This is a genomic window from Herbaspirillum frisingense, from assembly GCF_047325095.1.
GTDB classification, from domain to species: Bacteria; Pseudomonadota; Gammaproteobacteria; order Burkholderiales; family Burkholderiaceae_D; genus Herbaspirillum; species Herbaspirillum frisingense.
Window position 1 is genome coordinate 2,081,954 of the sequence record NZ_CP168558.1, and the last position, 14,568, is coordinate 2,096,521.

Annotated in this window: 15 protein-coding genes; 6 read left to right on the top strand and 9 right to left on the bottom strand. The window is 62.2% G+C overall.

Annotated features, from left to right (window positions below; translation table 11 throughout):
* Positions 1-172 precede the first annotated feature (172 nt).
* Positions 173-754 (bottom strand): DJ-1/PfpI family protein, encoded by a 582-nt coding sequence (locus tag ACEOAC_RS09740; protein WP_102664432.1) that lies wholly within the window; start codon positions 752-754, stop codon positions 173-175.
* A gap of 78 nt (positions 755-832) precedes the next feature.
* On the bottom strand, positions 833-1,756 hold the full coding sequence (locus ACEOAC_RS09745) for a LysR family transcriptional regulator (protein ID WP_006464405.1): 924 nt from the start codon (positions 1,754-1,756) through the stop codon (positions 833-835).
* A 235-nt stretch (positions 1,757-1,991) separates the two neighbouring features.
* Here ACEOAC_RS09745 and ACEOAC_RS09750 point away from each other — a divergent pair, with 235 nt between their 5' ends.
* The 3 genes from ACEOAC_RS09750 (at position 1,992) to mmsB (ending at position 5,720) form a co-directional block, all read left to right on the top strand.
* Positions 1,992-3,233: an ABC transporter substrate-binding protein gene (locus tag ACEOAC_RS09750; protein ID WP_006464406.1), complete on the top strand. Its 1,242-nt coding sequence runs from the start codon at positions 1,992-1,994 to the stop codon at positions 3,231-3,233.
* 74 nt (positions 3,234-3,307) lie between these two features.
* Positions 3,308-4,816 carry a CoA-acylating methylmalonate-semialdehyde dehydrogenase gene (locus ACEOAC_RS09755; RefSeq protein ID WP_077238188.1) on the top strand — a complete coding sequence of 503 codons (1,509 nt, stop codon included), beginning with the start codon at positions 3,308-3,310 and terminating at the stop codon, positions 4,814-4,816.
* Positions 4,817-4,826: 10 nt separating this feature from the next.
* Positions 4,827-5,720, top strand: coding sequence for a 3-hydroxyisobutyrate dehydrogenase (gene mmsB / locus ACEOAC_RS09760; protein ID WP_413443996.1), 894 nt, complete (start codon positions 4,827-4,829; stop codon positions 5,718-5,720).
* A 111-nt stretch (positions 5,721-5,831) separates the two neighbouring features.
* On the opposite strand, the gene denD is transcribed toward mmsB, so the two are convergent.
* Positions 5,832-6,806, bottom strand: coding sequence for a D-erythronate dehydrogenase (gene denD, locus ACEOAC_RS09765; RefSeq protein WP_413443995.1), 975 nt, complete (start codon positions 6,804-6,806; stop codon positions 5,832-5,834).
* Between the two features lie 173 nt (positions 6,807-6,979).
* Between denD and ACEOAC_RS09770 the strand changes: the two genes are divergently transcribed.
* Entirely contained in the window at positions 6,980-7,816 is an 837-nt protein-coding gene (locus ACEOAC_RS09770; RefSeq protein WP_077238191.1) for a FadR/GntR family transcriptional regulator, read from the top strand.
* Positions 7,817-7,900: 84 nt separating this feature from the next.
* Here the strand turns inward: ACEOAC_RS09770 and ACEOAC_RS09775 are convergent, their stop codons facing one another.
* Together ACEOAC_RS09775 and earP are read right to left on the bottom strand one after the other, a co-directional pair.
* Positions 7,901-8,476 carry an elongation factor P gene (locus ACEOAC_RS09775; RefSeq protein WP_006464413.1) on the bottom strand — a complete coding sequence of 192 codons (576 nt, stop codon included), beginning with the start codon at positions 8,474-8,476 and terminating at the stop codon, positions 7,901-7,903.
* 112 nt (positions 8,477-8,588) lie between these two features.
* On the bottom strand, positions 8,589-9,782 hold the full coding sequence (gene earP / locus ACEOAC_RS09780; RefSeq protein ID WP_413443993.1) for an elongation factor P maturation arginine rhamnosyltransferase EarP: 1,194 nt from the start codon (positions 9,780-9,782) through the stop codon (positions 8,589-8,591).
* A gap of 178 nt (positions 9,783-9,960) precedes the next feature.
* Here earP and ACEOAC_RS09785 point away from each other — a divergent pair, with 178 nt between their 5' ends.
* Together ACEOAC_RS09785 and ACEOAC_RS09790 are read left to right on the top strand one after the other, a co-directional pair.
* Entirely contained in the window at positions 9,961-10,437 is a 477-nt protein-coding gene (locus ACEOAC_RS09785; RefSeq protein WP_241812616.1) for a MarR family winged helix-turn-helix transcriptional regulator, read from the top strand.
* A 242-nt stretch (positions 10,438-10,679) separates the two neighbouring features.
* Complete coding sequence (locus ACEOAC_RS09790) at positions 10,680-11,114, top strand: organic hydroperoxide resistance protein (protein WP_006464419.1); 435 nt, start codon at positions 10,680-10,682, stop codon at positions 11,112-11,114.
* Between the two features lie 100 nt (positions 11,115-11,214).
* On the opposite strand, the gene ACEOAC_RS09795 is transcribed toward ACEOAC_RS09790, so the two are convergent.
* The 4 genes from ACEOAC_RS09795 to cydB all read right to left on the bottom strand — a co-directional run bounded on the left by ACEOAC_RS09795 (position 11,215) and on the right by cydB (position 14,563).
* Complete coding sequence (locus ACEOAC_RS09795) at positions 11,215-12,210, bottom strand: SMP-30/gluconolactonase/LRE family protein (RefSeq protein ID WP_413443992.1); 996 nt, start codon at positions 12,208-12,210, stop codon at positions 11,215-11,217.
* Positions 12,211-12,602: 392 nt separating this feature from the next.
* Positions 12,603-13,154 carry a DUF2867 domain-containing protein gene (locus ACEOAC_RS09800; RefSeq protein WP_413443991.1) on the bottom strand — a complete coding sequence of 184 codons (552 nt, stop codon included), beginning with the start codon at positions 13,152-13,154 and terminating at the stop codon, positions 12,603-12,605.
* 62 nt (positions 13,155-13,216) lie between these two features.
* Complete coding sequence (gene cydX, locus ACEOAC_RS09805) at positions 13,217-13,387, bottom strand: cytochrome bd-I oxidase subunit CydX (RefSeq protein ID WP_006464422.1); 171 nt, start codon at positions 13,385-13,387, stop codon at positions 13,217-13,219.
* A gap of 36 nt (positions 13,388-13,423) precedes the next feature.
* Positions 13,424-14,563 (bottom strand): cytochrome d ubiquinol oxidase subunit II, encoded by a 1,140-nt coding sequence (gene cydB / locus ACEOAC_RS09810; protein ID WP_413443990.1) that lies wholly within the window; start codon positions 14,561-14,563, stop codon positions 13,424-13,426.
* Positions 14,564-14,568: the final 5 nt, after the last annotated feature.

Here is a 14,568-nt window from a genome sequence, read left to right on the forward strand (position 1 = left end):
TGTCAAAACGTGAGCAAAATTCATTCTGGCAATCTTTCCCTGTGGAATGAAGCCTTGTTCATCAACGATCTTCTTCCTCACAATTGCTCATATGAAAATGCGAATGATCTTTCGTTGGACATGAAAAAAGCGCAGCCCGCGGGATGCGCTTTCGTCATGGCTACAGCTGTCTTCAGAGTTCGATACGCGTCCCCAGTACCTGCAGGAATTGTGCGAGCCAGGCCGGATGGGCGGGCCAGGCCGGGGCGGTGACCAGCTTGCCATCCGTGATGGCGGCATCTACGGCGATGTCGGCGAACTGTCCACCGGCCAGTTTCACCTCCGGTGCGCAGGCCGGGTAGGCCGAGACCTTCTTGCCTTCCAGCACGCCGGCGGCAGCCAGCACCTGCGGACCGTGGCAGACGGCGGCGATGGGCTTGTCGGCCTTGGCGAAGGCCTGCACCAGTTCGATCACCTTGGGATTCAGGCGCAGGTATTCCGGGGCGCGGCCACCGGCCACCACCAGGGCGTCGTAGCCGGCCGCGCTGACCTCGTCGAAGCTGGCGTTGAGGGCGAACTGGTGGCCGGGTTTCTCGGTATAGGTCTGGTCGCCTTCGAAGTCGTGGATGGCGGTCTTGACCTTGTCGCCGGCCTTCTTGCCGGGGCAGACCGCGTGTACGGTGTGGCCCACCATCTGCAGCGCCTGGAAGGGCACCATGGTTTCGTAGTCTTCGGCGAAATCACCGGTCAACAGCAGGATCTTCTTTGCAGCCATCATCATCTCCTTGGGGGAAGGACCGCCGGGCGCGGGGAGGGCGCGCAGCGGCCGGGTTGGAACGGATGTCTTGTCGATCTACGGCGAGTCCAGCCAGCGCATCTGCCGCGACTGGCCCATCAGGAAGTCGCGGTTGAGCTCCACGCATTCGCGCAGATAACTCCACAGCGCCGAGACCCGCGCCACATGCCGCTGCTCGCTGGAGGCCACCAGCCAGAAGGTGCGCGTGATGGCGATCTCATCGGGCAGCACCGGCACCAGTTGCTCGGATTGCTGGGCCAGGAAGCAGGGCAGGATCGCCAGCGCGCGCCCGGCGCAGGCCGCCGTGTACTGCGCCACCACGCTGGTGCTGCGGAAGGCGCGGAAGGCGTCCGGCGCCACCGTATCCTTGTAGCGCAATTCTTCACTGAAGACCAGATCGTCGATGTAGCCGATGAAGTTATGTTGCGCCAGATCAGACACGGTGTGAATGGTCGGGTGCTGGGCCAGGTACTCACGTGAAGCATAAAGCTTCAGGACATAGTCGGACAGTTTTGTGACCACGTAATTACCCGACAAGGGACGCTCGATGGAGACGCTGATGTCGGCCTCGTGCTTGGACAGGTTCACGAAGCGCGGCATGGGCAGCATGTCCACCGTGATATGCGGATTGCGGGCGCAGAAGTGGGCAATGTGCGGCGCCAGGACGTAGGTGCCGAAACCTTCGGTGGCACCCAGGCGGACCTGGCCGGAGAGCTTGCTGTTGTGGCCGCCCAGTTCCTCGGTGGCAGCGTAGAGGGTACTTTCCACCTGTTCGGCGTATTGCACCAGCCGATAGCCGTCGGCGGTCAGCTTGTAGCCGTGGTTGTTGCGGTCGAACAGCTGGCTGCCGACCTGTTCCTCGAAGCGCTTCATCCGGCGCGAGACGGTGGAGTGGTCGATGCCCAATTTCTTGGCCGCATCCACCAGCCCCTGGCTGCGCGTGAGTTCGAGGAAGACCCTCAGATTGTCCCAGTCCAGCATCTCGTCTCCATGGCTTTTCCTGATCTTGGATTTGCATTTATGCAAAAGCGTTTTGTATTTGTGGTTATTGTATCGATAAATACGCACATGCAGAATAGCGGGGCCGCAATGGCACCCAAGTGGTGCAGAGGTCGCCAGGCGGCAGGAGGATCACGGCAAGGTCCGGCATCGGGATATCGAGCGCATCGATACCCACCGGGCAGGCCGACAACAATCACAAGATCAAGGAGACAAGATGCGCAAGAACGCTTTCGGCCGTTCCCTCTCGGCCGCTGCGGTGGCCTGTACCGTTTCGCTGGTGGCCAGCGTGGCGCCCGTCACCAATGCGATGGCGCAGGATGCCAACACGGTCAAGATCGGTGTGCTGACCGACATGTCCGGCCCGTATTCGGCCATGGGCGGCCAGGGCTCGGTGGTGGCGGCCAAGATGGCCGTGGAGGATTGCCTCAAGAATGAATGCAAGGGCATGAAGATAGAGGTGCTCTCGGCTGACAACCAGAACAAGCCCGACGTGGGCGTGACCCGTGCCCGCGAATGGCTGGATCGCGACAAGGTCGAGGCCATCGCCGACCTGACCAATTCCTCGGTCGCGCTGGCAGTGCAGAAGCTGATCAAGGACAAGGGCGGCATCGCCATGTACAGCGGCCCGGCCACCGGTGCGCTGACCACCGCCGAATGTGCGCCCAACGGCTTCCACTGGATGTTCGATACCTACTCCCAGGCCGCTGGTGCAGCGGCGGCGCTGACCAAGCTGGGCAACAAGTCCTGGTACTTCGTGACGGTGGACTATGCCTTCGGTCATTCGCTGGAGAAGGATGCCTCCGATGTGGTCAAGGCCAATGGCGGCACGGTGGTGGGTTCGGTGCGCCACCCGCTGAACGCCTCGGACTTCTCGTCCTTCCTGCTGCAGGCGCAGGCGTCCAAGGCACAGGTGATCGGCCTGGCCGATGGTGGCACCGACGTGGTCAACGCCATCAAGCAGGCGCGCTCGTTCGCCATCGGCGGCAAGGACCAGCGTCTGGTGGCGCTGCTGGTGTTCCTGTCGGATGTGCATGCGCTGGGTCTGGAGGCGGCACAGGGGCTGGTCTATACCGATGGGTTCTACTGGGATTACGACGAGCAGACGCGCGCCTTCTCCAAGCGCTTCGAATCGCAGTTCAAGAACATCAAGCCGACCATGGTGCAGGCCGGTGTCTATTCCAGCGTCTATCAGTTCCTGAAGGCGCGCTCTGCCGCCAAGACCTCCGACTGGAAGGTGGTTTCGCAGAAGATGCGCGAGATTCCGATCTCCGACGCCGTCATGCGCAATGCCTCCATCCGTCCCGATGGCCGCGTGATCCACGACATGTACCTGTACCAGGTCAAGACCCCGGCCGAATCCAAGGGCGCCTGGGATTACCTGAAACTGCTGTCGGTGATCCCGGCGCAGCAGGCCTTCCGTCCGATGGATGCGGCCTGCCCGCTGGTCAAGCAGTAATCGTTCATGCCGGGAGCGCTGCTCCCGGCCGTGCTCTCCCGACCTCTCATCACCTCTTCACACTGGAAACTGCAATGAGCCAAGCCAATATCCCCAACGTTCCCCTCTACCTCAACGGTGAAAAGGTGCAGTCCACTTCCAAGGAGTGGCGCGACGTGCTGAACCCGGCCACCCAGGAAGTGGTGGCCCGCGTTCCCTTCGCCACCAAGGAAGAAGTCGATCGCGCCGTCGCCAACGCCAAGGAAACCTTCAAGACCTGGCGCAATACCTCGCTGGCGCAGCGCATGCGCATCATGCTCAAGTTCCAGCAACTGCTGCGCGAGAACATCGCCCCGCTGGCCGAACTGATCACCCGTGAACACGGCAAGACCCTGCCGGACGCCGAAGGCGAAGTCATGCGCGGCCTGGAAGTGGTGGAGCACGCCTGCTCGATCACCTCCCTGCAACTGGGCGAGCTGGCCGAGAACGTGGCCGGCGGGGTGGACGTCTACACCCTGTACCAGCCGCTGGGCGTGGGGGCGGGCATCACCGCCTTCAACTTCCCGGTGATGCTGCCTTGCTTCATGTTCCCCATCGCCGTGGCCTGCGGCAATACCTTCGTGTTGAAGCCCTCCGAACAGGACCCCACCTCATCGCTGTTCCTGGTCGAACTGGCCAACCAGGCCGGCCTGCCGCCGGGCGTGCTCAACGTGGTGCATGGGGGCCCGGACGTGGCCAACATGATCTGCGACCATCCGGATATCAAGGCGGTCTCCTTCATCGGTTCCACCCATGTCGGCACCCATATCTACCGTCGCGCCAGCGAAGCCGGCAAGCGCGCCCAGTGCATGATGGGCGCCAAGAACCACTGCATCGTGCTGCCCGATGCGCCCAAGGACCAGGCCATCAACAACCTGCTGGGCGCGGCCTTCGGTGCGGCCGGCCAGCGCTGCATGGCCAACTCGGTGGTGGTGCTGGTGGGCCAGACCCGCGAGTGGATTCCCGAGATCGTCGAACGCTCCAAGGCCATGAAGGTCGGCCCGGGTACCGACCGCAAGGCCGATGTCGGCCCGCTGGTCTCGCAGGCGGCCAAGCAACGCGTGGAGCGCCTGATCGCCAGCGGTGTGGAGCAGGGTGCCAAGCTGCTGCTGGATGGCCGCAATTGCACCGTGGCCGGCAACGAGAAGGGCAACTTCGTCGGCCCCACCGTCTTCACCGGCGTCAAGCCCGAGATGGACATCTACACCCAGGAAATCTTCGGCCCGGCCATGTGCATCGTGGAACTGGAAACGCTGGACGAGGCGATTGCCTTCATCAACGCCAATCCGAACGGCAACGGCACCTCCATCTTCACCAGCTCCGGTTATGCGGCGCGCAAGTTCCAGAACGAGATCGACGTCGGCCAGGTCGGCATCAACGTGCCCATCCCGGTGCCGGTGGCCTACTTCAGCTTCACCGGTTCGCGTGCTTCCAAGCTGGGCGACCTCGGTCCCAACGGCAAGCAGGCGGTCACCTTCTGGACCCAGACCAAGACCGTCACCGCGCGCTGGTATGCGCCCGATGAAGAGGCTGGCCAGGTCAACACCACCATCACCCTGAAGTGAGGAGAGCAGCATGAGCGCCAACATCGTCTTCATCGGCCTGGGCAACATGGGGTTGCCGATGGCGCAGAACCTGGTCAAGGCCGGCTTCTCGGTCAGCGGTCATGACCTGGTCAAGGCCAGCGTGGACAAGCTGGTCCAGACCGGCGGCAAGACCGAAGCCGATTCCATGGCGGCGGTGGCCAAGGCCGACGTGGTCATCACCATGCTGCCGGCCAGCCGGCACGTGGAGTCGCTCTACCTGGGCGAGGCTGGCGTGCTGGCTTCGGCCAAGCCCGGCACCCTGCTGATCGACTGCTCCACCATCGCGCCGGAAGCGGCACGCAAGGTGGCCGCAGCGGCCCGGGAGCGCGGGTTCGAGATGCTGGATGCGCCGGTCTCCGGTGGCACCAATGGCGCCACCGCCGGCACCCTGACTTTCATGGTAGGCGGCAGCCTGCAAGCCTTCGAGGCGGCCCAGCCCTATCTGCAGAAGATGGGAAAGGCCATCTACCATGCCGGCGAAAGTGGCAGCGGCCAGACCGTCAAGGTCTGCAACAACATGCTGCTGGGCATCCTGATGATCGGGACCTCGGAAGCCATCCGCCTGGGCATTGCCAATGGCATGGACCCCAAGGTGTTGTCGGAGATCATGTCCAAGAGCTCCGGGCGCAACTGGACGCTGGAAGTCTATAACCCTTGCCCCGGCGTGATGGATACCGCGCCGGCTTCCAAGGGCTATGCCGGCGGCTTCGGTGTGGACCTGATGCTGAAGGACCTGGGCCTGGCCGTGGAAAACGCGCTGGCGACCAACTGCGCCATCCCGCTGGGGGCGGCGGCCCGCAATCTGTACGACATCCACAGCATGAATGGCGCCGGCAAGCTGGACTTCTCCAGCATCTTCAACATGCTGGGCAAGGCGCAGTAAGCCACCCGGAGAGGCTGCAAACGAAAAGGGACGACCTGTTGCTGGTCGTCCCTTTCTTCATGTTGCTGCGTGGAGAGCAGCAGCTAGTCACTTCACTTGCTGCTCATTTCCTCACTTCTTTACTTCATCCTCGATATGGGCGCGGATGATGTCGGCGAAGCTGGCATCTGCGGTGAAGCCCAGCGCTTTGGCGCGCTTGGCTTCGAACTGGCCGGGCCAGGAGTTGACGATGCGCTTGATGGCTTCGTCTTCCTTCCATTCGATCAGCTTGACCACGTCCGCACCGGCCACCTGTTCCAGGGCATCGACCATGTCCTTGACGGTGACGCACAGGCCGTCGATGGACAGGAAGCGTGCCAGGCCCAGGTCGGCGCCATTGATTTCATGGCCGTGGATCAGGTTGGCGATGGCCTGGCGCGGCGACATCAGCCACATGCGGGTTTCCGGCGTGACCGGGCAGACTGAGGGCTGGCCGTTGAGCGGTTCGCGGATGATGCCGGAGGCAAAGCTGGAGGCCGCCTTGTTGGGCGCGCCCGGGCGCACCGAGATGGTGGGCATGCGCAGGGCGCGACCGTCGATGAAACCCTTGCGTGAATAATCCTGCACCAGCAGTTCGCCCATCACCTTTTGCGCACCGTAGGAACTTTGCGGCATCAGCAGGGTGTTGTCCGGCACCACAGCCGGCAGTTCGCCACCGAACACCGCCACCGAGCTGGTGAACACCACGCGCGGCTTGCTGCCGACGGCGCGGGCGCGTTCCAGGATGACGCGGGTGGCGTCGAAGTTGATCTTCATGCCCAGGTCGAAGTCGGCCTCGGCGTGACCGCTGACGATGGCGGCCAGGTGGAAGATGGATTGCGTCTCGGCGGTGATGACGCGCTCGATCACGGCGGCGTCGGCGATGTCGCCGGTGACCGCTTCGATGCGCGGATCATCGAAGCCCTGGGCCGGCACCACGTCCAGCAGGGTGATGCGCTTGATCTCCTGCTGCTGGCCGTCGCGGCCGGTGAGGGTGCCGCGCTGCAGCAGCTGGCGTGCCAGTCGGCTGCCCAGGAAGCCGGCGCCGCCGGTGATGACGATATGCATGTGTTCTCCTCGTGGTCTGTGGTCGCTGGTCTGGGTCGGGGGACCTGGCACCAGGCGCATGGTTGCAGTATCTGGGCTGTCTGCCCGTTGTTCGACAGCGATTATAGCAAAGTTGTAATACAACTTTGCGCACGTTTGAAAGAAGTCGCAAAAGCCAAAGATGGCGCGGTATCATGCGCGCCATGAAGACATCCTCCTCCTCCAGGCCGCAGGGATCGGCCCTCGCAACGATGGCGGCGAACGTGCGCGGCAAGACCACGCTGGCTGACCATGTCACCAGCGTTCTGGCGCAGCAGATCCGGGGCGGCGAGTTTGCACCTGATGCGCGCCTGCCTTCGGAGATGGAGCTGACCGAACGCTTTGCGGTGAGCCGCACGGTGATCCGCGAGGCGATTTCGCGGCTGAAGTCGGAAGGCCTGGTCGGTTCGCGGCGGGGCAGCGGGACGGTCGTGTTGCCGGTGACACAGACCACGCCGTTCCGGCTCGATCTGGGTGGGGATGATGGCCGCGATTCCATCCAGGCCGTGCTGCGGGTGATCGAGTTGCGGCGTGGGGTCGAGGGTGAGATGGCGGCGCTGGCCGCGCAGCGCCGCAGCAAGGCGCAGAACCAGGCCATCCAGCTGGCCTTGCAGGCCATCGATGCCGCTGCCGCAGCTGGCCGCGATGGCGTGCAGGAAGACTTCGCCTTCCATGCGGCCATTTCCAATGCTTCGCATAATCCGCTCTATACCTCGCTGGTGCAGTTCCTGAGCCAGTTCCTGCATGCCGCCATCCGCGTGGCACGGATGAACGAGGCGCGCAGCAGCGAGTTCGTGCAACAGGTGCGCGCCGAGCATGCGGCGCTGGCTGCGGCCATCAGCGCGGGCGATGCCGACGCGGCGCGCACGGCGGCCTTGCTGCATATGGAAAATTCGGCCAAGCGCATCCAGGCGGCGGACAAGGCGTTCTGGGCCAGTGCCGAAGGACAGGCGGCGGCACGGGACCTGGCGCGGGTAAAGAGCGGGAATTGAATGCGGAAGGCCGCCGGGAGGGCGGCTGAAAGGGCATAAAAAAACGCTGCACAAGGCAGCGTTTTTTATTGGCATCGGCAAGGATCAGCCGCGCACGACCTTCTTGTATTCGTTGGTGCGGGTGTCGATTTCGATGTCGTCATCCTGGCTCACGAACAGCGGCACCATCACGACGATCTGGTTGGCTTCGATGGCGTTTTCGATCTTGGCTTCCTTCAGGACGTTGCCCGAGGTGTTGCCCTTGACGGCCGGTTCCGAGTAGGCAACCTTGCGCACGATGGTGGTGGGCATTTCGACCGAGATGGCCTTGCCGTCATAGAACACGGCTTCGCACTGCATGCCGTCCTTCAGGTAGCCGATGGCGTCGCCCATGTTCTCGCCTTCGATTTCGTACTGGTTGTACTCTTCGTCCATGAAGACGTACAGCGGGTCAGCGAAGTACGAGTAGGTCACCGGCTTCTTGTCCAGCACCACGACGTCGAACTTGTCGTCGCCACGGAAGACGCTTTCCTGGGGGCTGTTGGTCAGCAGGTTCTTCATCTTCCACTTGTAGGTGAAGCCGGTACGGGAAGAACCGTTGACGTCCGAGCGCAGGACGATCATGGGCTTGCTGTCGACCATAATGATGTTGCCGACGCGGATTTCTTTTGCAAATTTCATAGCGATGTGTCGTGAAAAGTAGGTTTTTTCAAACTGTCAGTAGCCCACTGGTAAAACTTCACCGCAAGCCCACGTACGATTGAATGCCAAACTGCGTTAAAACTGTAGCCCGCTATTTTAACCCATTTTCAGCGCTGTTCCACTCTTGCTCGACCAGCTGACGGGCGAAGCGGAGCAAATTGTCCATCCAGTCGCCATTTGCCAACATCTCCTGCAGCCACTGCCCTGCAGCCTCGGTCACGACCGGCAGCTCGGTCTGCAGCGTGCGCCAGTTGGCGTGCCAGTCGAGTTCGCCGGGATAGGCGCCGTTCCAGGCCCGGTTCAGGTCGGCAACGGCAGCCGTGGCAGGGTGGTAGATCTTCAGGAAGGCGTTGAGCTTGGTATGGTGAAGGTTCTTGTCCTGGTGATAGATATTCCAGATGAAGGGCTTGCCGGCCCACTGGGCGCGTACGAAGGAATCTTCACCCCGGACAAAATTGAGGTCACAGCTCCAGAGCAGGCGGTCGTAGTCGGTCTGGGCCACGAAGGGCAGCACCCGCACGCTCAGGGCGCCGCGCGTGGCGCCTGCGCCAGGAATCATGGGGGCAGCCAGGAAATCCTCGACCACGGCGCGACCCACGCCTTCGGGGACGAGGCAAGTGACCGGCACCGGTGAATCTTGCCAGCTTGCAAACAGTTCGCGGATGGGCGCGTAGTCATAGCAGAACAGCGAGACCTTGCAGGCTTGCGCCTCCTGGGCTGTCACGCCCAGGCGCGCCAGCAGGGCGGGACCTGCGTTGCTGGCCAGGAAAGCCTGCCGTTGCGCTTCCAGTCCGGCCTCGACCGTGAGGCCGCCGGTACGCTGGTTGAAGCCGGGGAAAAAGAAATACTTGGTCAGCTTCAGCGAACGATGCGGGGAGGGCAGGGTGTGGCACCCCTCGACCCAGGTTTCGGCCGACAAGCCTTCCAGGTTGAACCAGACCGGCTTGACCGGACGCTGTGCCATGGCCTCTACGTAGCCAGGCGGGATCTCGCAGCCGAAGAACTCGATGACGATATCGGCCACGTCGGCCGGCCCATAGTGGCCGTCCTGCCCGCGCCAATGTTGCACGGTCACGCCGGCCAGCTCCTGGGTGGCGGCATCGGTCTGCACTTCCGGCCAGATGCGGCGGAAGCTGACCAGATCATCGACCCACAGGCGCACCGCCAGGCCATGTTCATGCGCCAGTTGCCGCGCCAGCCGCCAGCAGATGCCGATATCCCCATAGTTGTCGACGACCTTGCAGAACAGGTCCAGGGAGTGCAGGGGATTGCGGGCGGCAGGCATAGGGCGGGTCAGGGAACGGAGAGATAGGCGGTAAGCAGATAAACAGCAGCAGGGCTGCATGATACCCATTTGTGGAGACGGAAGTTGCACGGCAGTTGTATGGCCTTGAACAACAGATTCAATATATTTCAAATTAAATCGCTTGCAATTTAATTTTGAGCGGTTTAATATTCGATCCATGGACAAGACGCACACAACGACGCTACCGGATGCCTTGATCGACGAAGCCCTGCTTCTCGACAACCAGCTCTGTTTCGCGATGTACTCTGCGTCGTTGGCAATGACCAAGGCCTACAAGAAGATCCTGGCGCCGCTGGATATCACCTACCCGCAATACCTGGTGATGATGGTCTTGTGGGAAAAGGATCAGGTGACCGTATCGGAGCTGGGCAGCCGCCTGTTCCTGGATTCTGGTACGCTCACCCCGCTGCTCAAGCGCATGGAAACGATGGGTTTGTTGCATCGTAACCGCGACGCCGGTGACGAGCGCAGGGTGGTGGTGAGCCTGAGCGATGCCGGCCGCTCCCTGCGCGAAAAAGCCAAGGCCGTGCCGCTGCAGATGAGCTGCATGTTGCCCTCGCTGGATCAGGTCAGGCAGCTTGTGGTGGAGCTGAAGGAAGTCCGCAAGGGTTTGTATGGCGCCGAAGAGCAGTGATCGCACCTGTTACACTGGCTTTTATATTGTGCGCAATAATATAGTGAATTATTTATAGCATTATCGCAGCAGGCAGCAAAACGAAAGCATCACACGTCATACACGTATCACGCAGTAGCAGAAGTCGCTGAAGTAGCAGGATGATTTAGCAAGTCGATGGTGATCGAAAGCGAATCTTTCGACGCCATGCCCCTCAAACGGAACCCGCTAGGGTTTTAACCTGAACATTGAAAGGAAAGACCATGCCCTCGAACAAGATCGAAAAAGCCCTGTACACCGCCACCGCTACCGCTACCGGCGGCCGTGAAGGTTCTGCCAAGTCCTCCGACGGCGTCCTGGACGTCAAGCTGTCGACCCCCAAGGAACTGGGCGGCGCCGGCGGTAACGGCACCAACCCGGAACAACTGTTTGCCGCCGGTTATTCGGCCTGCTTCCTGGGCGCGCTGAAGTTCGTCGCCGGCCAGGCCAAGGTTGCCCTGCCGGCTGACGCCAGCATCACCGGCAAGGTCGGCATCGGCCAGATCCCGGGCGGCTTCGGCATCGAAGCCGAGCTCAACATCTCGCTGCCGGGCGTGGACAAGGCCGTGGCGCAAGACCTGGTGAACAAGGCTCACCAAGTCTGCCCGTACTCCAACGCTACCCGCGACAACATCAACGTGACCCTGAACCTGGTCTGATCCGTTGATGCAAGCGCTTCCCTTTACGGGAAGCGCGGATGAAAAAATCGCCGCTGCGACTTCGGTCCCAGCGGCGATTGTTCATTCGTGGCGCGCGAAATCAGACGGCGCCGCGGGTTTCCACATACAAGGCATACAGCGAGTGGCTGCTGGCCATGAAGAGCCGGTTCTTCTTGGCGCCACCAAAGACCAGATTGGGGCAGCGTTCTGGCAGGTGGATGTGGGCCAGCGGCTTGCCCTGTGGGTTGAAGACCCGTACCCCGTCCAGTTCCTCTGCCTTGGCGTCCAGCGAGCCGTTGCTGCCCCAGCCGCACCAGAGATTGCCGTCGACGTCGATCTTGAAGCCATCGATCCCGCCCGGACCGTTCGCATCCACGGCCAACCGGCGATTGCCGATACGGGTGCCGTCGCTGCTCATGTCGTAGGCCCAGATCACGCGATTGGGGGTAGCGCGCGATTCGTTGATGTAGAGGATCTTTTCGTCCGGAGAAAAGGCCAGTCCGTTGGGGCCAGCCAACTGATCGGTCACCAGCGAGAGCTTGCCGGTGCGACCATCGATGCGATACACCGAGTGCGGCAGCTCGGACGCCTGCTTGTCGCCCTCCCATTCACCAGCGATACCGAAGGGCGGATCGGTAAACCAGATCGAGCCGTCGGACTTGCAGATGATATCGTTGGGCGAGTTAAAGCGTTTGCCGTTGTAATTATCGGCCAGCACAGTGATGCTGCCGTCGTATTCGGTGCGGGTGACGCGGCGGGTCAGGTGTTCGCAGGCCAGCAGGCGACCCTGGCGATCCCGCGCCAGGCCATTGCTGTTGTTGGAGGGCTGGCGGAAGACCGAGGTGGCGCCGGTGGTTTCGTCCCAACGCATGATGCGGTTGTTGGGGATATCCGAGAACAGCAGGTAACGGCCGTCACCAAACCAGACCGGACCTTCGACCCAGCGGAAGCCGGTAGCCAGTTGCTCCACACCGGAGCTGAACAGGCGGTATTTGAGGAAGCTCTTGTCCAGAACTTCGACGCTGGGGTCGGGGTAACGTTGGCTGGGTTTGAAATCGACGCCCTGGGCGCGGGCGCTCAAGGCAGTGGCTGCCATGCCTAGGCCGGCCATCAGTGTTGTACGACGAGTTGGATTGAAATTGGCTGAAGTGTTCTTGTTTTGCTGCGACATCGAAGTCTCCATGGTCAGGGTAGACGTTATCCCGGTAAACCGGTGAAACGTCCAGAAAGGCCAAACGGCGGGGTTCTAGGAAGACAGGACAGCCTTGAGCTGGCGGCTGACCCTGGTGGACATCTCCCTGATGGCGGGCTCGACGCGAGGCCGGTCCGCTCTTGTGGTAAGACATCGTACGTCATGGATTGTTGTTTGGCAATCTATTCGAGATCAGGCTTGCTCCGATGTTTGGGCAAATCCCGGAGCCGGTGGCGGGGTGGAAGGGATTACGGCCGGTTCACATTCAATCCGCGGAGATTGAAGGTGAGCAGGCTCTAGTTGCGCTGAGCGGACGCCCGCAGCAACCCTTGCAGCAGGGTGCGGGCCACGCAACGGTGGAAGGGCATGATTGCGGCCAGATAAAACTCGCCCAGCCAGCGCTTGGTGCGTACGACGGTGGTGACGGTCAGCCACTGGTCGCCGACATCGTCGAAATCGCCGACATTGCCGACATCATTGGTCGCCTCCACAGCATGGCCGGACGACTTTTCCACACAGAGACGGAAGTCGAGATGGCTGTCATCGAGCCCCATCACCACCCGGCGTGGCTCGGCCATCAACAGCGGGAAACCCGCCGGTGCGCCGTTGTCCGACGCGCGCTTCAAGCCCAGCGGTGCCACCAGTCGGTCGCGCAGCGCCAGCAGGGCGCTGATCCAGGCCGGTTGCGCGGCCATCATCCTGGCGGTGATCTCGGTGGTGTTCAACTGTGCCAGTTGCGGCGTAAGCCGGATGCGGAAGCTGTCGGCGAAACCGGCGCCGGGCAGCAGGGCCCAGTGGCGTGGGGCAGGAGCGATCTCTTCGGTGTGCTGGAAGCGCGATGCAGGCATGATGACCTCGAAGCGGGTTGAAAAAAAGCCGGTAGCAGGGCTACCGGCTTGCTCCTCCGAGCCTACTTGCCGTTGCGCCGCTGCTTTTCCGCCGCGCGGGCGCTGGCGAAGCGCTCGTGGGTTTCCTCAGCCTTGCGGCGCCCGAAGGCGTAGTTGGCTTCCAGCCACATGACATTGATGATGCCGAAGGCCAGCGCCAGGCCGATGCCGAGTATCCAGGCGAAATACCACATGATGTTCTCCTTGTTCCAGTTTGCGATTGCGCGTAATCAATACGCCGTATGTTCGTTGTCGTGAATGTCCTTGGCCGTGACCTTGCCCTTGACCACGCGATACACCCAGCCGGTGTAGAGAATGATCAGCGGCAGGAAGATCAGCACCATCCAGAACATCAGGCCCAGGGTCTTGTGGCTGGATACCGAATCCCACAGGGTCAGGCTGCTCTTCGCATCCAGCGAGGAAGGCATGACGAAGGGGAACAGCGACATGCCGGCGGTCAGGATGATGCCGGTCACCGACAGGCCGCTGGCAACGAAGGCCAGGCGGGCCCTGCGCACCATGGCCAACAGCGCTGCCAGCACCGCACCGGCCACGCCCAGCGCCGGGAACAGTTTGGTCGCGGGCCACTTGGCGTAGTTGTCGAACCAGGCTCCGGCGACCACTTCCACGGTCTTGGCCAGGGGTGTGAAGGCGCTGTTGGCGTCGGGCATGGAGGTGATGCGATAACCCGGCATCTGGGCTACCCAGAAGCCGCCGGCCACGAACAGCAGGACCGTCGCCAGGGCAGCGCCCATGATGGTCTTGCGCGAACGTTCGGCCACCACGGCATCGGTCTTGACGAAGGCGAAGGCCGCACCATGCATCAGCAGCATGGCCACCGACAACAGGCCGGCCAGCAGGCCGAAGGGGTTCAACAGGGCGAAGAAGCTGCCGGTATATTCGACCCGCATGGTGTCGTCATAGTGGAAGGGCACACCCAGCAGCAGGTTGCCGAAGGCCACGCCGCAGATCAGGGGCGGCACGAAGCCACCGATGAACAGGCCCCAGTCCCAGGCATTGCGCCAGCGCGGATCGGCCACCTTGCTGCGGTAGTCGAAACCGACCGGGCGGAAGAACAGCGAGAACAGTAACACCATCAGGGCGATGTAGAAGCCCGAGAAGGCGGTGGCATACACCAGCGGCCAGGCGGCGAAGGTGGCGCCGCCGGCGGTGATGAACCAGGTCTGGTTGCCTTCCCAGGTGGGGCCGATGGAGTTGATCAGGATGCGCCGTTCGGTATCGGTGCGGCCGGCAAAGGGCAACATCATGCCCACGCCGAAGTCGAAGCCGTCGGTGAGCGCAAAGCCGATGATGAGTACGCCGACGAAGGCCCACCAGATCAGCTTGAGTGTTTCGTAATCGAAGATCATTCTGC